This window comes from Bacteroides sp. 14(A), from assembly GCF_000526555.1.
GTDB classification, from domain to species: Bacteria; Bacteroidota; Bacteroidia; order Bacteroidales; family Bacteroidaceae; genus Bacteroides; species Bacteroides cellulosilyticus.
In genome coordinates this window covers 298,511-319,442 of record NZ_JAGH01000005.1, presented here as the reverse complement: position 1 = coordinate 319,442, position 20,932 = coordinate 298,511, and the positions used below count along the sequence as shown (strand labels likewise).

Genomic DNA, 20,932 nt, shown 5'->3' with positions numbered 1-20,932 from the left:
GAGCTATTCCTGATAGCTCATTAACGCCAGTTTTTTAACCCAAAGTACAAATATACCTGTTAATATCAGATTAAGCACAATAGTAAGTACAGAAATTACCAATGCCGGACCACCCAGATTATAGCCCAATGCAATAAAAATAACTCCCGCTCCTACCTCACCACGGGTAAACATACCAATGGAAAGTGCCAGACGTTCGCTCAATTTACGATCGCGATAAAAGAAGACCGGAAATAACTTACCGACATTGGAAAGTAATGATACAACAACCACATGTACAATAATCAATGCCCAAGGCATCATTTCCTGAGAACCGGTTATAGAGTTCAATCCCATATCGCCGGGGAGACTAATTCCCAAAAGCGGGGGCATACTCATACCCACCAGAAACATAAATATAAATGAAATTCCAGTTGAAGCTTTACGCTCCCAGACTGTATCAATATCCTTATGTTTCATGACCATACCCAGAACAAATGCCGGAAGCAACACCTCAATATGAATGCTGGCATCTTCTCCATATAAGTTCTTTGTAATAAGATAAAGCGATTGAGTGGCGGCAAACACCAGAACGGAATAAAACAGAATGGCTTTCCAATCCTGCCGCATATTGTATTTACTCAGTTTCTTCCAGCCGAAGGAAAGCAACAGAAAGACGATAAGGATAATTACCAGCAACTGCCAGCGAGGTCCGATCATCATTATTTGCAAAGGAATCATCAAGAGGATGGTATCCAAATCATCAAAGATGGCCAGCACCTGAATCTTCTTGTAGATCCAGCTGGACTTTAGTCCGATAGCAGCCAACATAGTGAATAATATACCTGCGGAAGTAGGAGCCGCAAAACGACTCAGTAACAAGTTTTCTTTCCATGCCTCCCAACTATTCCAGTATTCCGGCGGAAGTAAAACAAAAATATAGTAAATAGCAATCAGAAACCAAGGCATGGCGGCCGTAGCCATAGCAACGAAATAATCTTTTGCATACGTTTGCCATCGGGACTTGTCCACCTCAAACTCACGTCCCACATTGATCATAATGAATCCCAGACAAATATATAGTAACACATTAGATACAGTTTTCACCGTACCATAATCACTTCCTGACCATGCAGGCAGATATTGCGCTATAAAGAGACCTACCACCAGGAAGGCCGAAAACGATAGAACTTTTCTCATTTATTATTAGTTAGAATTTTCAAAACAAAGGGGATTGTCAAGACAGTCCTACAGAAAGAGAACAATCCCCCGGACTAATATGAATCAGCTTTTATGCTTTTTTATATTAATCTAATTTCAACACCGCAAGGAACGCTTTCTGCGGCACTTCAACATTACCAATCTGCTTCATACGTTTCTTTCCTCTTTTCTGCTTCTCCAGCAACTTTCTCTTACGACTGACGTCACCACCGTAACACTTTGCCGTAACGTCTTTGCGTACCGCCTTAATCGTCTCACGAGAAATGATTTTAGCTCCGATAGCCGCTTGGATAGCAATATCAAACTGCTGTCTTGGAATCAGGTCTTTCAGCTTCTCGCACATACGGTGTCCCAAATCATACGCATTGTCGAAATGTGTCAGTGTTGAAAGAGCGTCCACCGGTTCGCCGTTCAGCAAAATATCCAGTTTTATTAACTTGGATGGACGGAAACCACTGGCATGATAATCAAAAGAGGCATATCCTTTCGAGATACTTTTCAGTTTATCATAAAAGTCGATAACAATTTCTCCCAAAGGCATATCATAATAGATTTCCACACGATTACCCGAAATATATTCCTGTTTCACCAGTTCACCGCGTTTGCCCAAACACAAAGTCATGATGGGACCGATATAATCGGTAGTTGTGATAACGGAAGCACGAATATAAGGCTCTTCAATGCGGTCTATCAAAGTAGGATCGGGCATACTTCCGGGGTTATGCACCTCTGTCATATGACCTTGTTTGTCGTAAATATTATAAGAAACGTTCGGCACAGTAGTTATCACGTTCATGTCGAATTCACGATCAAGGCGTTCCTGCACAATCTCCATGTGCAACAGTCCCAGGAATCCGCAACGGAATCCAAAGCCCAGCGCCAACGAGGATTCAGGCTGGAAGGTCAGTGATGCATCGTTCAATTGCAGCTTTTCCAAAGAGGAACGCAAGTCTTCAAAGTCTTCCGCCTCAATGGGGTATACCCCGGCAAAAACCATCGGCTTCACTTCCTCGAAACCTGCGATGGCTTCTTTACACGGGCGGGCAATGTGAGTAATCGTATCTCCTACTTTTACCTCTTTAGAAGTTTTGATACCAGAAATAATGTATCCCACATCACCTGTACGCAGTTCCTGACGCGCCACCATCTCCATCTTAAGTACACCGACTTCATCGGCATCATATTCTTTACCGGTATTGAAGAATTTCACCTTATCTCCCTTACGGATCACCCCGTTCACAATCTTGAAGTAAGCGATGATACCACGGAAAGAATTGAATACGGAGTCGAAGATCAAAGCCTGCAACGGTGCTTCCTCGTCCCCTTCAGGATGGGAAATACGCTCAATAACCGCAGTCAGAATCTCTTCTACGCCCATACCAGTCTTACCGGAAGCACGGATGATTTCACTACGTTTGCAACCAAGCAACTCTACGATTTCATCCTCCACCTCTTCGGGCATGGCACTCGCCATATCACATTTATTGATGACCGGAATAATTTCCAGATCATGCTCAATTGCCATATAAAGATTGGAAATCGTTTGCGCCTGTACACCTTGCGAAGCATCTACAATCAGTAATGCACCTTCACAAGCAGCAATAGAACGGGAAACCTCATACGAAAAGTCTACGTGTCCCGGAGTATCAATCAGATTCAGAACATACTTTTCGCCTTTGTACGTATACTCCATCTGAATAGCATGGCTCTTAATGGTGATACCTCTCTCTTTTTCCAGATCCATATCATCCAACATCTGTCCTCCGGTCACCTGTATGGTGTTGGTAAATTCAAGCAGACGGTCAGCTAAAGTAGACTTACCATGATCAATGTGGGCAATAATGCAAAAGTTACGTATATTCTTCATTTTCTACAATTATCTATCTATAAATAAGTATATTACAAAATGAGGCTGAATAACTCGTAGTACAGTCGCAAAACAAAATGGTAATATCTCGCAACGGGCTCGCCTCCTTTTGCGGGCGCAAAGATAATGAAAAATATGAGGTTTTGAAAGTGATTTATTCAATATCCGAGGTCGTAAATGTCTATATATCCTAAAACTATTCTATCATCCCACTGTTATGTATGCATAATAACCTAAACTGCATAACTGAAATGAAAAAATTTATTATTTTTGCGTGTTCCCTCCTATTATTGGCCGGATGCTCCAAGAATGAGATAATCATTTATGGCTCATCGCCCGAAAACAATGAATCCGACAACAGTCAGCCTTCGGAGAAAGAAGATGCACTCATCACCTTTTCCGCTTCACTCGAAAGTCGTAAAGTAACCAGATCTATGTCGCCCATGCCTAAAGGTCTGGTAAGTCAGATTTATGCCTTTGAAACTACAGACAGGAATTTCGATGACCCTTTTGCCGAAGGTTTGTATTCAACCGCTTCCGCAGGTGTATTGACCGGATTGAAAGGCTACAAAATGTATTTGAGTAACGGATCATATAATATGTATGCGTTTTCTGAAAACTCCTCCGTTTATCCTCCAGACCTGATAGATGGAATATCCGCTCCGTTAAAGAATGGCATTGACTATCTATGGTGGGAAAATCTGGATCAAGACGTCACAACTTCACAAATCCACATGCCCATTGTATTCCAGCATGTAGCCACCCAGGTTGTAGTAGACTTATCAGCCGGCGACGGTATAAAACTGGACAGTCTGATTTCAGCAAGTATACTTCCTCCCACTCCGGGTGCCACTCTCGATATACAGACTGGAATTATTGAATCCACCTACACCTATGATACTGCTCCGCTCACTATGGGGAAAAATGGTTTTCTCACGCAGGCCATCGTTCTACCGACAAAAGCTACCAATCCTATGTCTTTGACGCTACAGATATTGGCAGACGGAGAAACGACTCCACGTACCTATACCGTAGGCATTCCCATTCCGGGCAAACTGGCAGGAGGATTTTCGTACGTCTTCAGTGCCATTATAGACGGAAATTCCGTATCGTTCCCCAATGTCAGTATCAAAGACTGGACCGAAGTAGATGAATCCGGTAACCCGCTTTATCCGACACAGAAATAATAAGGATCACTCTTGCATCCTCCAAATACAACAACAAAGTAGAAAATATGGAAACTAAAATATCTGAGATCAGAAAAGAGTATACCAGAGGCAAATTGACACAATGCACCATCAATGACAATCCTTTTGAGCAATTCGAAGAGTGGTTGAATGATGCTATTGCCCACAATGCGGACGAGCCCACCGCTATGATAGTAGCAACTGTCTCGGCCGAGGGACATCCTTCTACACGCACCGTCTTGCTGAAAGGAGTGGAAAACAACAAATTTATATTCTTTACTAATTATGAAAGCCGAAAAGGAAAACAATTGGCTGATAACCCATATATTTCCCTCTCTTTTGTATGGCACAAATTGGAAAGACAGGTACACATTGAAGGTAAAGCCGAAAAATGCCTCAACCAAGTGTCAGATACTTACTTTTCCAGCAGACCCTATAAAAGCAAGATAGGTGCAAGGATTTCTCCGCAAAGCCGGGTGATAAGTAGTCGTATGGAGATTATGCGGGCTTTCGTAAAAGAGGTCTGCAAGCTGGCGGGACATGAAATCAGACGTCCCGACAACTGGGGTGGTTTTGCCGTAACTCCTACCCGCTTCGAATTCTGGCAGGGGCGGGAAAGCCGCCTGCACGACCGCATTCAGTATATAATTCAGGAAGATGGTAGCTGGAAACAGGAAAGACTGGCTCCTTAAACATCCCTTGTCAATGGACTGGAACATAAAAAGAAGCGTTGATAACATATAAATGTATCAACGCTTCTTTTTATAAGATAAATGTCAATCTCTCTCTTAAACCAACTTAACAAACAGTTCGCCTTCTACTTCCTGAGTAGAGATCTTGTCTTCTCTCAGCAACCAGCCAAGGCCCAAGAACAAATCTTTGTCTACCAACTTAGTTGCTTTCTTGATTTGTTTAGCAGTTAAACCTTCAGTCTCATTCAGAGCACTCCAAATTTTTCCTGCAGTTTCACCAGCTTTTTCTTTTAACATTTTCCTTTTGTTTTTAGTTATACATGCTTTAATCTAAATTCTCTCATTAGCGAGGTTCAGATTTTATTTCAGCGGCAAAGATAGTTATATTTATGTTATATAACACATTATTCTCTGCTTTTTTATGTTATATGTCATAAAAAGAGCATTTTTTCAGCAGGTCAGACCAAAAAGAATGATTCATTCAAGCGAAACTGATGGTTTGTTTACATTAAATAGACGGTCTGTTTTCAAGATATTCCGCCCAAATGCGGGCAGCTTCTTCCACCATCCTGACACACGGACGTTTAGCATAATATTGGTCGGTGCGTTCTTCGGGAGTAGACACTCCTTCCGGCTTCTTCAACCCCAATAATTCAGCACAAATTGTAGAGCCGTTCCGTTTCTTAAACTCGGCAGCCAATTCCTGTACTACTGCATAATTGGCCCCTTTTCCTTCACGATCTTTGGGATCAGTCGCTCCGGTTTCCAGTCCGGCAAGCAGAAACATACCGCATGCAGCGCCACAAGTCTGACGCATACGACCGATACCTCCACCGAAGGAAGCTGCCATACGCGCCGCCTGTTCTTGCGTAAATCCATACATGTCGGCAAAAGCAAGCACCACAGACTGGGAGCAATTATAACCACTCTTAAAAAACTCTACCGCTTTCTCTATTCTTTCTTCAAACATTACCCTATCCTTTTTTAGCCTTCTATATCCAACAACATGGGACAATGATCAGAATGTACAGCATCATTCAGAATACGCGCCTCTTTCAGTAACGGGCGAACAGGTTCGGTCACCATACAATAATCAATACGCCATCCTTTATTCTTTGCGCGGGAGTTGAAACGATAACTCCACCACGTATATTCCTGCTGTTCGGGATGCAACAAACGGAAAGTATCGATAAAGCCGGCATTCAGAAAACGCGTCATCCATTCCCGTTCTTCGGGCAAGAAACCACTATTAGTAGCGTTACGAATAGGATCATGAATATCTATCGGTTCATGGCAGATATTATAATCTCCGCAAAGTATAAGTTTCGGACGTGATTTTCGCAGCTCCGTCACGTACTCCTGGAACTTCTCCAACCACACCATCTTAAATGCCTGGCGTTCGTCACCACTCGTTCCTGAAGGATGATAAACACTTACGACAGATATATCGCCAAAATCGGCACGGATAAAACGGCCTTCATTATCATATTCTTCTATTCCCATGCCATATTCCACATGGTCCGGCTCTTTTTTAGTCAAGATGGCTACCCCGCTATACCCCTTCTTCTGCGCAGAATAGAGATAATGCTTATACCCCAATGTACTCAATGCTTCTTCCGGATATTGATCCGGCTGCAATTTAGTTTCTTGAATGCACACCACATCAGCTTGTTCCTGTTCCAGCCATTCCGGCAAACCTTTACTAACAGCTGCACGCAGCCCGTTTACATTATATGTAATAATTTTCATATGATCGTTTATTTTTATCTTATTTATTAAGAGTTTTCTCCCATTCCAGAAGTTTCACTTTGCGTTCCAACCCCCAATGATAACCTCCTAATCCACCATCCGTACGCAACACCCGGTGACAGGGTATAAGTACCGATACAGGATTATCGCCCACAGCAGAGCCAACAGCACGACAAGCATTCGGCTTTTGCAATTTCTGTGCAATTTTTCCGTATGAGGTAATACCACCCAAGGGAATATTCAGCAGCTCTTTCCATACACTCAGCTGAAATTCTGTTCCTTTCAGATGTAATGGCAACACATCAATATTCTCTTTATCTATAGACAGGACAGCATTAACCGTCTTTTGCTGAAGTTCATCTCTGTGCTCTCTGTAGGCAGCATGCGGAAAGATATGCTTCAATTCATCCAATACAGCATCCCGGCTTTCAGTAACAAAAGCCAGATAACAGATTCCCTTAGAGGTAGAAGCCATCAGTATTTCCCCAAAAGGGGTTTCAGTAAAGGAGTAGGCAATGTTCAAATTGCGACCTCCATTCCCAGATTCTTCTACACTCATGGGCAGTACTTTCAAAAAGCGACTGTTCAAACGTTCCTGTTTCATGATAATTCAGATATTAATAACATAATATTTAAGACGGTTACGATACCCGCAATAGCGTAAAGTACGAAACTGCTCCATTTACTGTTGACATACTGCCCCATTACCTTACGCGAAGATGTCAACCCGACTTGCAGGAAAACGGTAAAAGGCAACTGTATACTCAGCACCATTTGCGAAATCAACAGTCCTTTAAAAGGATCGCCGATGAAGAATATCAGCAACAAGGCGATACCCAATGAAAGGATCACACCCACCTGCGAGTGACTATCCTTGATGTGATAGGATTCTCCGAAGATACCGGCAAAGATAGAACCCGCCGCCATGCCACTTGTAATGGTAGATGAAATACCCGCCATCAGCAAAGCCAGAGCAAAGACAACCGCGGCACTGTTTCCAAGCAAAGGCTCCAGCAAAGACTTCGCCTGTTGCAGCTCTTCAACCTGAATACCACTCTTAAAGAAAGTAGCAGCAGCCAGCAATATCATTGCACTATTAATAGCCCATCCCACAATCATAGAGAAGAGCGTATCAAACAACTCATACTTCAAAACCTTACGAATAGAACTATCATCTTGCTTATTATATTCATGGCTCTGAATCACCTCCGAATGCAGGAATAAGTTATGCGGCATCACCACTGCTCCCAACACGCTCATAATAATCAGCATGCTCCCTTTCGGAAAAGCAGGTGTCACCCATCCTTCCACAGCCATCGGCCAGTCAATCTTCACCAGGAACAACTCATAAATAAAGGATAATCCGATAACGGAAACAAAGGCAATGATGGAACGCTCTATCTTCTTATACGAATTCGTAAAAAGCATGATGACGACAAAGACGGTTGTCAATACAGCTCCCCATATAATAGGGATATCAAAAAGCATTTCCAAGGCAATTGCACCTCCCAATATTTCGGCAAGGGAAGTCGATATGGATGCCAACACCGCAGTGCCCAAAATAGGACGTGAGACCCACTTTGGCGTATATTTTGTGGCTGCTTCAGATAAACACAAACCTGTAACAATGCCCAAGTGAGCCACATTATGCTGCAATACAATCAACATGATCGTTGACAAAGTTACCACCCAAAGCAGGGAATACCCAAATTCGGAACCCGCCGCAAAGTTGGAAGCCCAGTTTCCCGGATCAATAAAACCAACTGTAACAAGCAACCCGGGACCAATATATTTAAAAACGTCCAGACCACCTAAATAACGCTTGTGGTCTCTGCGTTTCAAGTCTTTCAGAATATTTTTCATCGTTCGTTCTTTTAATGGCGTAAAATTACGAAATAATAACAAGCGAGCCACACTTTCAGTTCAAAAAAGAAGCCCCCGGCATTGTACAACACCGAGGGCCAACCTATATTTTTTAAAGTACAGGGATTTAGTTAGAATCCCATTTCATGTAGCGCCCGGCACAACTGATCCGGACAAGATGTCGAACGCCTTCCGCAACGTACTCCTTCCAGACGGGAAATCACATCATTTACCGACATTCCTTTCACCAGACGGGAAAGACCTTGCAAATTTCCGTTACAACCTCCCCAAAACGCAATATCCGTTATTATATTATTTTCTATTTCCAATTCAATGTGAGAACTACATGTACCTTGAGTCTTATAAGTATACTTCATTACTCTTCACTACCCTCCGGCTTCATGTTGGTATAAACAGTTTGCACATCATCAAACTCTTCGAGACGTTCTATCATCTTGTCCAAAGTTTCACGTTGCTCGGGAGTCACCTCTTTCGTATCGTTCGGAATATAAGTAAATTCACCACCGACATCCTCAAAACCACATTCTTCCAGATGTTTCTGGATAGCTGCATAGCTCTTCGGATCGCCATAGATAGTGATTGTTCCTTCTTCTTCATCCTCTTCGAACTCATCATCTACATCGTAGTCAATCAGGTCAAGAATGAGTTCTTCCATATCTATGCCGTCTTTCTTCTTGAAAGTAAACATACACTTATGGTCGAACAGGAAAGCTAATGATCCCATAGTACCCAAGTTTCCGCCAAACTTATTGAATACGGAACGTACATCGGCAACTGTACGGGTAGTATTGTCAGTCAACGTATCTACGAATACAGCAATACCGTGAGGACCGTATCCTTCATAAGTCATTCCTTTGTAATCGCTCTGATCCTTACCCATTGCATTCTTGATAGCACGGTCAATGTTATCCTTCGGCATATTCTCACGCTTACAAGTAGCGATAACCGAACGCAAAGTCGGATTATTTTCCGGTTCCGGACCACCAGCCTTTACCGCAATAGCAATTTGTTTACCCAGTCTTGTAAAGGTCTTTGCCATGTGACCCCATCTTTTCAATTTGGCAGCTTTTCTATATTCAAATGCTCTTCCCATTGGAATTATATTTTAATGTTTAATTATTAATTGTTTAACTATCAATTAGCGAAGTTTTGCATCCAACTTATCTTCCAGATTCTTCACGAGTTTCGACATGATCTTATCGATCATCTTATCGTTCAGTGTCTGGTTTTCATCCTGCAACAAGAAGCTTACTGCATACGATTTTTTACCGGCTTCCAGATTCTTACCTTCATAAACATCGAAGAGAGATACATCTTTCAGCAATTTCTTCTCTGTCTCATAAGCAATCTTCTCTATTTCGGCAAACTGCACCTTCTTGTCAACCAACAAGGCAAGGTCACGCTTCACAGCCGGGAATTTAGAAATTTCCGCATAGCTGATCTTTACAGAACGGATGGCTTTCATCAGCTCTTTCCAATTCAGGTCAGCGTAATATACTTCATTGTCAATGTCGAAAGCTTTCAGAATCTTCTTCGTTACGATGCCGAATGTAGCAAGACGATTTCCGCCCTTAGTCTGTACAGACAAGGCAGCAGCATAAATATCATCCGTCAGGTTACCTACAACCAGATTTCTCATATTCAACCCTAAACGCAGGAAAATGTTCTCTACGTAAGCCTTCAACTCATATACAGAACTTTCTTCATCAGCATGCGCCCATGAATTGGATACTTTTTTACCCGTTACCCACAACCCGAGATGATAATTCTCAGTATAAGCTGCCAATGACTTTTCGGGGTTCTTCTTTTCTTCATTGAAATAATAGCAATTTCCGAATTCGAAGAATTTCAAGTCGGCATTCTTACGGTTAGCATTGTGAGAGATACTTTCCAATCCACCGAACAACAAAGTCTGACGCATGGCATTCAGGTCTGTACTCAACGGATTCAGTAGCATTACCAGGTTTTTAGAAGGATAAGTTTCCATACCTTCATAATAGCCGGCACGTGTCAGAGAGTTATTCAGAATCTCATTGAAACCACAACCTACCAACTGTTCAGCTACCAGATTCTGCAATTTGTTAGACTTATCATGTTCGCCCTTCGTAGTCAAGCTAGACTTCAGCGTAGACGGTATTTCTACATTATTATATCCATAAATACGGAGGATATCTTCAATAACATCACAATCGCGTTGCACGTCTACACGATAAGGGGGAACCGCCAAAGTCAATCCTTCTGCCGTCTCATTGGTTATTTTCATCTCCAGACTGGTAACAATACTCTTGATTGTCTCCACCGGAATCACTTTACCTACCAACGAGTACACCTTCTCATAAGATAACTCTACGATGAAATCCTGAGCAGGAGCAGCACAAATATCCTTTACTTCAGAAGAAACAGTACCGCCAGCCAGTTCTTTCACCATTATGGCAGCCAATTTCAAACAGTAAATAGTGATATTGGGGTCAATACCTCTTTCAAAGCGGAAAGAAGCATCTGTATTCAGTCCATGACGACGAGCTGTCTTACGAACCCATGTCGGATGGAAATAAGCGCTTTCAATGAAGACATCTTTGGTAGTTTCCGTAGAACCGGAATCCAGACCACCGAATACACCGGCAATACACATCGGTTTTTCCGTGTCACAAATCATCAGGTCACGATTAGATAATTTACGTTCCACGCCATCCAACGTGACAAACGGAGTACCTTCCGGCATTGTCTTCACCACTACTTCGCCACCTTTAATTTTATCTGCATCAAAGCAGTGCAATGGTTGGCCGAATGCATGAACAATGTAATTTGTGATATCCACTACATTATTGATAGGACGCAGTCCGATGATACGGAGTTTATTCTGCAACCATTCCGGACTTTCTTTTACTGTTACGCCCTTCACCGTTACACCGGCATAGCGAGGGCAAGCTTCACTGTTTTCAACTGTAACATTGATATCCAGATCATGATTTTCAACGGCAAAAGCATCTACAGACGGTTTCTTCAGAGAAGTCGGTTTGTTATTTTGCACCAGATAAGCATACAAGTCACGGGCTACCCCATAGTGAGAACAAGCATCGGCACGATTCGGAGTGATATCCACTTCCAGCACATAGTCGCTCTTGATATTATAATAATCTTTGGCAAGAGTTCCCGGAACTGCATCAGCCGGCAGCACGATGATACCTGCATGATCTGTACCAATACCGATTTCATCTTCAGCGCAAATCATCCCATTGGACTCAACACCACGGAGTTTTGATTTTTTAATCGTAAAACATTCATCTCCGTCATAGAGTTTTGCACCCAAAGTGGCAATTACCACTTTCTGACCGGCAGCCACATTCGGTGCACCGCACACGATCTGCACAGGTTCTCCCTGTCCCAGATTCACAGTAGTCACGTGCATGTGGTCTGAATTCGGATGAGGAATGCATGTCAACACTTCACCGATTACGAGACCTTCCAGTCCTCCTTTAATCGTTTGCACTTCTTCTACACTTCCCGTTTCCAAGCCAATAGAAGTTAATGCAGCGGCAACTTCTTCCGGTGTCAAATCGAAATCGACATACTCCTTCAACCAATTATAAGAGATATTCATATCATTAATTTTTTATTGTTTCCAAAAGTGACCCGCAAAATTACAAAGTTTTTTTGGATGACAGGGAATTATCCATCAAGAAAATAATGAAAACAGCCGAAACTACATGATAAAAAGTAATTCCGGCTGCAATATTAAAATGCTTATGTAATTTTACCATTATTTTAGAATGGCAACGGTCCATCCGATCCTACCCCACCAAACGGATTGTCTGTTTGAGGGGCAAACTCAGTCGGAGGCGGCACACTGCCATCACTTACTGCATTCATTTTAGAACCAAAGGTTGCTCCACCACCTTCTGCCGGATGCGGAATCACCATATCATCTTCCGGATTCTGGAAACGGGTGTACTGACCGATAAAACGCAAACGAACATCACCTACCGCACCGTTACGATGCTTGGCAATAATAATTTCTGCCATACCGCGTAAATCGGTTCCATCTTGTGAGGTATAAATCTTATAATATTCAGGACGGTGAATAAAACACACCATATCGGCATCCTGCTCAATGGCTCCCGACTCACGCAAGTCACTTAACTGCGGACGTTTACCTTCTTCACCTTCACGACTTTCCACACCACGATTCAACTGTGACAAGGCAATAATCGGAATATTCAGTTCTTTCGCCAATCCCTTCAACGAACGTGAAATCGTACTTACCTCTTCCTGACGGCTACCAAATGACATTCCGCTCGCATTCATCAACTGAAGGTAATCGATAATAATAATCCTTACTCCATGTTCGCGTACCAGGCGTCGAGCTTTTGTACGAAGTTCAAACACTGACAATGAAGGTGTATCATCTACATACAGCGGAGCATCCAAAAGATCACGCAACTTATAATCCAACTGTTGCCATTCATAATCCGCCAGTTGTCCGCTCTTAATTTTCTCACTCGGAATTTCGCACGCATTGGAGATCAAACGATTCACCAACTGTACGTTACTCATTTCAAGAGAGAACACAGCTACCGGATTACGATAATTCACCGCAATATTCTTTGCCATAGAAAGTACGAATGCCGTCTTTCCCATGGCCGGACGGGCAGCAATGATAATAAGGTCGGATCTCTGCCAGCCAGAAGTCATTTTGTCAAGTTTGGTAAAACCGCTCTCCAAACCACTTAAACCGTCCGTACGGGCAGCTGCAATCTGAATTAACTGATACGCTTCGGCAATAACAGGATTAATCTGTGTATAATCCTTTTTCATGTTCTGCTGGGAGATCTCAAACAATCTTCCTTCAGCTTCCTGCATCAAATCATCTACGTCCAGAGTTTCATCGAAAGCTTTACTCTGAACATTACTGGTAAATGTAATCAATTCGCGAGCCAATGCTTTCTGTGCAATGATGCGGGCGTGATATTCAATATGCGCCGAAGAGGCAACCTTACTACTTAACTGAGTAATATAAAACGGACCACCCACTTCCTCCAAATCACCGCGTTTAGCAAGTTGCTCCTTTACCGTAAGAATATCCACCGGCTTCTGATTCACAGCCAAGTCGGTGATAGCGGAATAAATCAACTGGTGCCGGTGCTCATAAAAAGACTCCGGACGAAGAATTTCACTTACTAACGAATAAGCGTCTTTCTCTATCATCAATGCTCCCAATACAGCCTCTTCCAGTTCCGGCGCTTGCGGCTGGATACGTCCGTAGTCATTTACGGGCTGTATTTTTGCCTTACTATTGCTTCGGGGAGCTTTTCTCTGTTCTGCCATTTTTTAATACTATGAATTATTAAAGGGATGGCAAAGATAATGCTTATTAATCAAAATCATCCCTATTCTACCAAACAAAAAAAGAGCTACTCCTGAAATTCAGAAATAGCTCTTTACATTCTATCAAAGTTATTTTTAAATAGTCATTACCTCTAAATAACAACTATCACCCTTTACAACATGCCTTTATTTGCTCTACAATATAAGCCACATCTTCATCCGTCACCCAAGGACCGGCAGGAATACATAAACCCATATTAAACAAACGCTCAGAAACACCATTCACATAACAAGGATTAGTTGCATAGACAGGCTGCAAATGCATAGGTTTCCACAAGGGACGGGTCTCAATTCCCTGTTCATCCAGTTTACGCCGGACCTCATCATAGGTAGTACCGGTCTTCACTGGATCTATCAGAATAGTAGACAGCCAATAATTAGCGTTGAAACGACCATCAGGATTAGATTTCAACGTTATACCGTCCACACCTTCAAAAGCATTCTCGTAAAGAGCATGTACATGGCGGTGATGCGCAATATGCTCATCCAATACGGTCATCTGACCACGACCGATACCCGCACAAATATTACTCATACGATAATTGTAACCGATCTTTTCATGCTGGTAATGAGGGAAAGGTTCACGAGCCTGCGTAGCATAAAACATCGTCTGCTTCTTGGTGCTTTCATCAGGAACAATCAAAGCCCCGCCACCCGAAGTAGTGATCATCTTATTACCATTAAAAGACAACACGCCAAAGGTACCGAAAGTACCGCATTTCCGGCCATTAAACTCAGAACCCAAAGCTTCCGCAGCATCCTCCAGCACTGGAATATCATATTTAGCGGCTATCGCGCAAATCTCATCAATCCTGGCAGGCATACCGTAAAGATGAACTGGAAGAATAGCTTTCGGCTTCTTACCCGTCTTCAAGATTCTGTCTTTGATGGCTTCTTCCAGCAAAACAGGGTCCATATTCCAGGTATCCTCCTCACTGTCTATAAACACAGGTTTAGCTCCCTGGTAAGCTACAGGATTGGCCGACGCACAGAACGTAAACGACTGGCAGATAACCTCATCACCGGCTCCTACACCAAGTTGGATTAATCCCAGATGGATGGCTGCCGTACCCGCAGATAAAGCTACAACTTCCTTATCCTGTCCTACAAAATGTTTCAGTTCATCTTCGAAAGCATTCACGTTGGGGCCCAAAGGAACAACCCAGTTAGTATCGAAAGCTTCCTTTATAAAAACCTGCTCCTTGCCGCTCATGTGAGCAAGGCAAAGATAAATTCTCTTGTCCATAAAATTATGTGATTATAAAACTATAAATCGAAAAAGAGGGATGGCTATTTCCGCCAAATATAATGAGGCACTATCAACCATCGGATAACTCCTCCCACTTTCATAAAAAAGCGGGAAAAAAGCATAAGCCAATTCGTATATATACCGTTAATTCTGCATGCCTTCATAAGTTCAATGCTATTCCCACATAATACACTATAAAAACTCCTATTGCTAATCCCACCGAGGCGCATCACTACTACGTCAAGATCAAGATACCTGTAGCAAATCCTTTCTTTCAGGAAAAAACGCAAAAACAATTCATAATCACCGGCAATCCGGAAATTCGTATTAAATCCTCCGGACTTTATATAACACGATTTTCTTGCATAAGAAGAAGGATGGGGAGGCATTATGCCATAGGGCAACATCCCGGGGTTAAAATGACTACCCGAATATCTACGAAGCAATCGTTCACCATTCCTTCTTCTATACAACACATTCCCAAATACAGCATCAATCTCCGGCTGTTCAAAAGTTTGGGCTATTGTTTCTATTACATGCCGATCTTTAAAAACATCGTCAGAATTCAGATAACCGACAACATCTCCCGTAGCCATCCGCAAACCTTTGTTCATGGCTTCGTAAACACCGGAATCTGCTTCACTGATATATTTCAGTCGTCCTTCAAACAAAGGAACATACTTTTCTATTGCAGAAACGGTATTATCTACAGAACCTCCGTCAACAACAATGCACTCTATGTGAGGATAAGTTTGAGCCAGAATAGATCGAAGCGTATCTTCAACCGTTGCCTCCCTGTTCAATACAACCGTTATAATGGATATAAGCATCTCCATGTCCGGGGTACAAGTTACGTCCATCCGCCAAACGGACAATACGCTCTTTTGATTTTACGGCATCCGTTTTATGGCTGTTCGGAAATGAAGCTATTACTTTCACACCGGGAATATATGAATCGCCTGAAAAAACATCATTACCCAGTTTATAAGTTAAGCAACTTTTATCATGCCCCGGCGTCTCCAGTACTTCCAAAACATTTCCAGTAGTAATTTCTATTTTATCACCCTCTCCCAGTATGCTGATATTATTTTCAGTCCATACAATGGGATCATTATGATAACGTGAGAAATTTAACTTGTCGGAACCTAGAGCTTCCTTTCCAAAAGAGGAAGTATAAATGATGCAATCCGGATATGCTTTTATCAGTTCCCTAATCCCATAAATATGATCATAGTGAGTATGAGTCAGGAATACTGCTTTCACAACTTTCCCATCGTTATCCAGTAACTCCTTTACAGGCTGAACATCGCCGATGTCTATTAAAAAAGCCGGCTTCCCCTCACTTGTAAGAATATACGTATTTGAAGTAAAAACGCTGTTTACGATCCGATGGATATACATTTAATTATGTCCATTAAATGGTTCTGTTGTTGCACTTCCTTCCATATTTATTCCTTCACGAATAAATACTTTTTTGATTGTAAGGAAGATGATTTTTATATCCAGCCAGAAAGAGATATGATCCACATACCAAACATCCAGTTCAAATTTCTTAGTCCAGGATATGCTATTCCGACCATTCACTTGTGCCCAACCCGTAATTCCAGGACGAACTTCATGACGGCGGTATTGCTCTTCCGAATATAAAGGAAGATATTTGATTAACAAAGGACGAGGTCCTACTAATGCCATATCTCCCTTTAGAACGTTGATTAACTGCGGCAATTCATCTATGGAAAGAGAACGAACTATTTTTCCAACCTTTGTCAGACGAACGTCATCCGGCAACAGATTGCCTTCCGCATCCCGTTCATCTGTCATGGTCTTAAATTTAATAGCCTTAAATATCTGGGCATTTTTCCCGGGACGAGCCTGGGTAAAGAAGACACCGGCACCTTTATTTGCAAAATGAAGGAAAATGATAATAATAAGTAAGATTGGCCAAATGATAAGCAAGGCACACAATACTATAAGAAAATCTATCGCACGTTTTAATCCGTTCTTATACATAATCTACAATTCAATTAACGGTTGTTTACTCCAATCTATTGACTCAGCAGCTTGCTGTACATTACAGAATGAATAATTCCCTAGTAAAGTATCCAATTTATTCAACGCTCCTCCTTTACCTATGTTTGTCTTTACATAACGGGTTATACGATTCTTCAACGTACCAGGTTCTTTATAGTATTCTTCAAATTCCTGTTTAGTCATGAACATTGAACTCTGTTCGATTAAATCATTGATATGAAAATAGAACATCACATAATCCATGCGACTAATAAGTTCCTTATGTAACCACAATGGCACTAATCTGAAATAGCCGCCACCCGAAAATGGTACCGCTTTTCCCATTAATCTGGCAGGACAGACTGGCAACTCCTTAATCGTATAATCGTTCTTTTTAACCAACGAAGGTATGGTCGAAGTAAACTGGGGAAATCCTCCCAAATCCCGACTAGCTGGAAAAACAGAACAATCATATTCAATCCCATTTTCTGCCAATACTTCAAATGCCCAGTCATTATCTTTCCCTATTGAGAAAGCGGGCGCACGAAAACTGCTTACTTTTTTGCCAATCAAATTCTCTATTTCTTGCACAGCAATGCGTGTATCTTCTGCAAATTCCTGTCTAGTCATCTTGTTTATCCACAGATGCCGATTTGAATGACTACCTACTTCATGACCATTATCAGAAATCCTTTTCAACACCTCCGGAAACTCTACAGCTAATTGGCCCACACAGAAAAAGGTTGCTTTGGAATTACTTTTGTCAAGTGTATTCAAAATCCAATCAAGCAACTTGTCATACTGACGATATTTCTCTTTTCGTCCGCCTTTAAAGTGCTTTTCAATATACCATTCCTCAATATCAAAAGATAATATATTCATTTTACCATCTTAATTATACTAAATCATAATCTGCAAGGCTTACTTCCCAATTCTCAATATCAAATATCCTCTCATCTATCAAATCATGATCAAATATAGTACCTACAAAATGAAACTTTTTAGGTTCTAATTTCTCTGGCACTTTTATCAGAGTCATTGGTGTAAAAGGAAGATGCCCGACATACATGATCATATCAAGGGATTGCGTACTACAATGTTTGTATATAGTTCTCACAGTCCAATCGAAGTTTTTCTTCGACAAAGGATATACATCCAATAAAAAGGCTGTTTTTATTCCTTCATAATCCATTACACGATAGACTCCATGTATTCCTTTATTCTCTATAAAAGAATATTTAGGTGTTTTTCCCTCCTTTTCTAAATATCTGAACTTATTGAAAGACATTCGTTCTTTATGAACAAGAGGTCTACTGATTTTAGTTGAGAAAGAAAGTACAGATAAGTACAGCCATAATTCTGCAAAAAATACGGACAGAAAATTTAATTGTCGAAATTGTTTTTTGATGCTACCAATCCTAACTGGTAATATATAAGTAGATAGATTTCCAATATCCTTTCTTTTTAATCCTTTTCTCTGAATCGGATAAGCATTAGCATTGGGAAATCCCATCAGAAAGGAGCATTTTTCATTTGATACAATATATTTTTGACTTTCTCTGATCAAACGTTCATATGTAAAAAAATTACGATACTCTTTCTTAATCATAGTACCAGCCCCATAGGCAAACAATGTTTTTACCTCATTAAAAACATAATAATAAGGAACCAGATTATGACTACCAATTACTATATCGTGTTCATCTTTTAATAAAGCATGGATAGAATAACCTAAAGGAGTTTGAAGATATCGATTCCGAAAGGATTCAACAGTCATTGAATGCTTAGGAAATATTTCATGAAACAAGATACAAATCTGCTCCATTTCATTTTCCGCCAGTTCTGTTGTCTTTTTTAAAATGATTTGATTCATCACAATTGTTATTGTATAGTATAGCCGCCATCTACCACAATATTTTGCCCTGTGATCCAGCGGGCTGCATTACTCAACAGAAAGGTACAAACATTAGACACATCATTTACCGTACCTACTCCCAAAGGGAAACCAGATAGTCTTTTTTGTTTGTTCTCCTCTGATAAAGAACTTAAATATTTGTTCATCATTGGGGTTAAAACCGTACCAGGTGAAACACAATTAACAGTCATCTGTTTAGCAGCCAATTCAAGAGCCATCGGCTTCACAGCAGCAACCATAGCACCTTTCGAAGCTGCATATGCAGTTACTCCTAGCCTTCCGATGACAGATGCAATAGAAGATATCAGAACAAAATGACAATCTGTATTTTTGTACTTTATAGAGGATATACATCTTATCAATTCAAAAGCACTCAAAGTATTTATTCGCCATACTTCTTCATAATCCTGTGGTAACAGAAATTTCAAAGGTATAGTCTTCTCAATCCCTGCCCCATGGATCAGCCCATCGATATGTATATAACTATTATGGAGTTGTTCAACCAGCTCTGCAATACCATTCAGATTTCCTAAATCATAACAGATGGCAGTATGACCATCCCCTGTCATTTGAGTTAAAGTTTCATTTAATCTTGTTTCATTTCTGCCAACAAGAATAACACGAGCTCCCATATTACTACAATCTATAGCACATTGAGCTCCAATTCCTGACGAAGCACCAGTGACAAGAACAACTTTTCCCTCTAAAGAAAATGGATTATGCTTCATAACAAATCAAATTTCCACAATATCACTTACATAACAATCACTCATAGATACAATACCAGTAGCCCAAGTCATTCCAACTCCAAAAGCACTCAGTAGTATTGTATGATTTCCTATAAGTTTATCTTTTAATTCAGAAACAATAGTCAGCGGCACAGATACAGATGAAACATTTCCAAACTTACTAATAGTTGAAGGAACCTTATCAACATCAATTTTCAACTTGCTTACAAGATAAGAATTCATAAAATTATTTGCCTGATGAAATATATAATAATCCATAGTTTGAATATTCATCCCAGCAAATTCTAATGTTGCCTTAATATCATTAGGTATCTCACGAATAACAAAGTTAAATACATCACCTCCCTTCATGTATCCTTGTTCATCTGTTCTGATATTACCATATTCATCCACAACTTTCTCTTTAACAGTTTCCGAAGAACTGGGAATTCGATAACCACCCGCATTTATCTTTATTAAAGATTCACGAGAACCATCAGAATTTAAAGAAAAAAAGGATTTACCATATTTCTCACCTTTTTCTATTATTGCTGCAACTCCACCATCACCAAATAAGAACGCTGTTTTCCGGTCTTTAGGAGAGTAAACTTTCGACCTGGTCTCACCATCTAACAATAGCACTTTACGTATATTAGGTTGCTGTGCATATGAATAAGCCACCGTCAAACCATATATAAATGCAGAGCAACCTAAACTTATATCAAATGCAATTGTCTTATGCGACAATCCTAAACGTTCCTGCAATATTACTGAAGTGGCTGGCATACGATAATCCGGAGTCTGAGAAATAAATATCAACATATCAATTTCTGATTTATCAATATTCATGTCGCTTATCAAACGTTCTGCCGCAGCAAAACATAAATCTGAGCTACAAGTCTTTTCATCAACAAAGCGACGTTCCACAATACCAATTTTGTCAACAACCTCTTTTACTTCTGCCTGTGAGAAAAACTCAGTATATTCATAGTTGTGAATAATACGTCGAGGGACGCAAGCAGACATACCGGAAACACCGACTCCCTCAAATTGCAAAAAGCCCATA

At 41.0% G+C, this 20,932-nt stretch carries 21 protein-coding genes; 2 read left to right on the top strand and 19 right to left on the bottom strand.

Going from position 1 to position 20,932, the window contains the following annotated elements; translation table 11 throughout:
• Positions 1 to 3: 3 nt before the first annotated feature.
• Both K429_RS0124095 and lepA read right to left on the bottom strand, forming a co-directional pair.
• A complete protein-coding gene (locus K429_RS0124095) occupies positions 4 to 1,179 on the bottom strand; it encodes a hypothetical protein (protein WP_029328375.1) in 1,176 nt (391 codons plus the stop codon).
• Between the two features lie 106 nt (positions 1,180 to 1,285).
• On the bottom strand, positions 1,286 to 3,067 hold the full coding sequence (lepA, locus tag K429_RS0124090) for a translation elongation factor 4 (RefSeq protein ID WP_029328374.1): 1,782 nt from the start codon (positions 3,065 to 3,067) through the stop codon (positions 1,286 to 1,288).
• Between the two features lie 251 nt (positions 3,068 to 3,318).
• Here lepA and K429_RS0124085 point away from each other — a divergent pair, with 251 nt between their 5' ends.
• Together K429_RS0124085 and pdxH are read left to right on the top strand one after the other, a co-directional pair.
• Positions 3,319 to 4,254: a fimbrillin family protein gene (locus tag K429_RS0124085; RefSeq protein WP_022210366.1), complete on the top strand. Its 936-nt coding sequence runs from the start codon at positions 3,319 to 3,321 to the stop codon at positions 4,252 to 4,254.
• A gap of 47 nt (positions 4,255 to 4,301) precedes the next feature.
• Positions 4,302 to 4,946, top strand: coding sequence for a pyridoxamine 5'-phosphate oxidase (gene pdxH, locus K429_RS0124080; protein WP_029328373.1), 645 nt, complete (start codon positions 4,302 to 4,304; stop codon positions 4,944 to 4,946).
• Positions 4,947 to 5,042: 96 nt separating this feature from the next.
• Here the strand turns inward: pdxH and K429_RS0124075 are convergent, their stop codons facing one another.
• The 17 genes from K429_RS0124075 to K429_RS0123995 form a co-directional block, all read right to left on the bottom strand.
• Entirely contained in the window at positions 5,043 to 5,243 is a 201-nt protein-coding gene (locus K429_RS0124075) for a winged helix-turn-helix domain-containing protein (RefSeq protein WP_007213746.1), read from the bottom strand.
• 211 nt (positions 5,244 to 5,454) lie between these two features.
• Positions 5,455 to 5,916 (bottom strand): C-GCAxxG-C-C family protein, encoded by a 462-nt coding sequence (locus K429_RS0124070; RefSeq protein WP_007217996.1) that lies wholly within the window; start codon positions 5,914 to 5,916, stop codon positions 5,455 to 5,457.
• A gap of 14 nt (positions 5,917 to 5,930) precedes the next feature.
• Positions 5,931 to 6,695, bottom strand: a complete 765-nt coding sequence (locus K429_RS0124065) for an exodeoxyribonuclease III (RefSeq protein ID WP_007213743.1) — start codon at positions 6,693 to 6,695, stop codon at positions 5,931 to 5,933.
• Positions 6,696 to 6,714: 19 nt separating this feature from the next.
• Positions 6,715 to 7,299 (bottom strand): methylated-DNA--[protein]-cysteine S-methyltransferase, encoded by a 585-nt coding sequence (locus tag K429_RS0124060; protein ID WP_029328372.1) that lies wholly within the window; start codon positions 7,297 to 7,299, stop codon positions 6,715 to 6,717.
• The gene (locus tag K429_RS0124055; protein ID WP_007213741.1) at positions 7,296 to 8,558 is read right to left on the bottom strand and encodes an Nramp family divalent metal transporter; all 1,263 of its coding nucleotides are present in this window, start codon (positions 8,556 to 8,558) and stop codon (positions 7,296 to 7,298) included. The genes K429_RS0124060 and K429_RS0124055 overlap by 4 nt, the downstream gene beginning before the upstream one ends.
• Before the next feature lie 131 nt (positions 8,559 to 8,689).
• The gene (locus K429_RS0124050) at positions 8,690 to 8,935 is read right to left on the bottom strand and encodes a TIGR03905 family TSCPD domain-containing protein (protein ID WP_007213740.1); all 246 of its coding nucleotides are present in this window, start codon (positions 8,933 to 8,935) and stop codon (positions 8,690 to 8,692) included.
• Positions 8,935 to 9,672 (bottom strand): YebC/PmpR family DNA-binding transcriptional regulator, encoded by a 738-nt coding sequence (locus tag K429_RS0124045; RefSeq protein WP_007213739.1) that lies wholly within the window; start codon positions 9,670 to 9,672, stop codon positions 8,935 to 8,937. The genes K429_RS0124050 and K429_RS0124045 overlap by 1 nt, the downstream gene beginning before the upstream one ends.
• 45 nt (positions 9,673 to 9,717) lie before the next feature.
• Entirely contained in the window at positions 9,718 to 12,180 is a 2,463-nt protein-coding gene (pheT, locus tag K429_RS0124040; RefSeq protein ID WP_029328371.1) for a phenylalanine--tRNA ligase subunit beta, read from the bottom strand.
• A gap of 164 nt (positions 12,181 to 12,344) precedes the next feature.
• Positions 12,345 to 13,904 carry a replicative DNA helicase gene (gene dnaB / locus K429_RS0124035; protein ID WP_007213735.1) on the bottom strand — a complete coding sequence of 520 codons (1,560 nt, stop codon included), beginning with the start codon at positions 13,902 to 13,904 and terminating at the stop codon, positions 12,345 to 12,347.
• Between the two features lie 166 nt (positions 13,905 to 14,070).
• Entirely contained in the window at positions 14,071 to 15,210 is a 1,140-nt protein-coding gene (locus tag K429_RS0124030) for a DegT/DnrJ/EryC1/StrS aminotransferase family protein (protein ID WP_029328369.1), read from the bottom strand.
• A 44-nt stretch (positions 15,211 to 15,254) separates the two neighbouring features.
• The gene (locus tag K429_RS0124025) at positions 15,255 to 16,049 is read right to left on the bottom strand and encodes a glycosyltransferase family 2 protein (protein WP_052340680.1); all 795 of its coding nucleotides are present in this window, start codon (positions 16,047 to 16,049) and stop codon (positions 15,255 to 15,257) included.
• Positions 15,994 to 16,614 (bottom strand): MBL fold metallo-hydrolase, encoded by a 621-nt coding sequence (locus K429_RS0124020; protein WP_029328367.1) that lies wholly within the window; start codon positions 16,612 to 16,614, stop codon positions 15,994 to 15,996. Before K429_RS0124020 ends, K429_RS0124025 begins: the two co-directional genes overlap by 56 nt.
• Complete coding sequence (locus tag K429_RS0124015; protein WP_029328366.1) at positions 16,615 to 17,223, bottom strand: sugar transferase; 609 nt, start codon at positions 17,221 to 17,223, stop codon at positions 16,615 to 16,617. It abuts the gene before it with no gap.
• A 3-nt stretch (positions 17,224 to 17,226) separates the two neighbouring features.
• On the bottom strand, positions 17,227 to 18,105 hold the full coding sequence (locus K429_RS0124010) for a polysaccharide deacetylase family protein (protein WP_029328365.1): 879 nt from the start codon (positions 18,103 to 18,105) through the stop codon (positions 17,227 to 17,229).
• A 13-nt stretch (positions 18,106 to 18,118) separates the two neighbouring features.
• Entirely contained in the window at positions 18,119 to 19,099 is a 981-nt protein-coding gene (locus K429_RS0124005; protein WP_155923473.1) for a GNAT family N-acetyltransferase, read from the bottom strand.
• Between the two features lie 5 nt (positions 19,100 to 19,104).
• The gene (locus K429_RS0124000) at positions 19,105 to 19,866 is read right to left on the bottom strand and encodes an SDR family NAD(P)-dependent oxidoreductase (protein ID WP_029328363.1); all 762 of its coding nucleotides are present in this window, start codon (positions 19,864 to 19,866) and stop codon (positions 19,105 to 19,107) included.
• 6 nt (positions 19,867 to 19,872) lie between these two features.
• Positions 19,873 to 20,931, bottom strand: a complete 1,059-nt coding sequence (locus K429_RS0123995; RefSeq protein ID WP_029328361.1) for a 3-oxoacyl-ACP synthase III family protein — start codon at positions 20,929 to 20,931, stop codon at positions 19,873 to 19,875.
• Between the last annotated feature and the right edge of the window lies 1 nt (position 20,932).

What these genes read in the sequence shown, in the direction of transcription:
- K429_RS0124000 (WP_029328363.1), bottom strand. Translation starts at nt 19,866, where the DNA reads ATGAAGCATAATCCATTTTCTTTAGAGGGAAAAGTTGTTCTTGTCACT.
- K429_RS0124045 (WP_007213739.1), bottom strand. Translation starts at nt 9,672, where the DNA reads ATGGGAAGAGCATTTGAATATAGAAAAGCTGCCAAATTGAAAAGATGG.
- K429_RS0124020 (WP_029328367.1), bottom strand. Translation starts at nt 16,614, where the DNA reads ATGTATATCCATCGGATCGTAAACAGCGTTTTTACTTCAAATACGTAT.
- K429_RS0124070 (WP_007217996.1), bottom strand. Translation starts at nt 5,916, where the DNA reads ATGTTTGAAGAAAGAATAGAGAAAGCGGTAGAGTTTTTTAAGAGTGGT.
- pheT (WP_029328371.1), bottom strand. Translation starts at nt 12,180, where the DNA reads ATGAATATCTCTTATAATTGGTTGAAGGAGTATGTCGATTTCGATTTG.
- K429_RS0123995 (WP_029328361.1), bottom strand. Translation starts at nt 20,931, where the DNA reads ATGGGCTTTTTGCAATTTGAGGGAGTCGGTGTTTCCGGTATGTCTGCT.
- K429_RS0124055 (WP_007213741.1), bottom strand. Translation starts at nt 8,558, where the DNA reads ATGAAAAATATTCTGAAAGACTTGAAACGCAGAGACCACAAGCGTTAT.
- K429_RS0124030 (WP_029328369.1), bottom strand. Translation starts at nt 15,210, where the DNA reads ATGGACAAGAGAATTTATCTTTGCCTTGCTCACATGAGCGGCAAGGAG.
- K429_RS0124065 (WP_007213743.1), bottom strand. Translation starts at nt 6,695, where the DNA reads ATGAAAATTATTACATATAATGTAAACGGGCTGCGTGCAGCTGTTAGT.
- K429_RS0124085 (WP_022210366.1), top strand. Translation starts at nt 3,319, where the DNA reads ATGAAAAAATTTATTATTTTTGCGTGTTCCCTCCTATTATTGGCCGGA.
- K429_RS0124075 (WP_007213746.1), bottom strand. Translation starts at nt 5,243, where the DNA reads ATGTTAAAAGAAAAAGCTGGTGAAACTGCAGGAAAAATTTGGAGTGCT.
- K429_RS0124095 (WP_029328375.1), bottom strand. Translation starts at nt 1,179, where the DNA reads ATGAGAAAAGTTCTATCGTTTTCGGCCTTCCTGGTGGTAGGTCTCTTT.
- K429_RS0124025 (WP_052340680.1), bottom strand. Translation starts at nt 16,049, where the DNA reads ATGGAGATGCTTATATCCATTATAACGGTTGTATTGAACAGGGAGGCA.
- K429_RS0124015 (WP_029328366.1), bottom strand. Translation starts at nt 17,223, where the DNA reads ATGTATAAGAACGGATTAAAACGTGCGATAGATTTTCTTATAGTATTG.
- pdxH (WP_029328373.1), top strand. Translation starts at nt 4,302, where the DNA reads ATGGAAACTAAAATATCTGAGATCAGAAAAGAGTATACCAGAGGCAAA.
- K429_RS0124060 (WP_029328372.1), bottom strand. Translation starts at nt 7,299, where the DNA reads ATGAAACAGGAACGTTTGAACAGTCGCTTTTTGAAAGTACTGCCCATG.
- dnaB (WP_007213735.1), bottom strand. Translation starts at nt 13,904, where the DNA reads ATGGCAGAACAGAGAAAAGCTCCCCGAAGCAATAGTAAGGCAAAAATA.
- K429_RS0124010 (WP_029328365.1), bottom strand. Translation starts at nt 18,105, where the DNA reads ATGAATATATTATCTTTTGATATTGAGGAATGGTATATTGAAAAGCAC.
- K429_RS0124050 (WP_007213740.1), bottom strand. Translation starts at nt 8,935, where the DNA reads ATGAAGTATACTTATAAGACTCAAGGTACATGTAGTTCTCACATTGAA.
- lepA (WP_029328374.1), bottom strand. Translation starts at nt 3,067, where the DNA reads ATGAAGAATATACGTAACTTTTGCATTATTGCCCACATTGATCATGGT.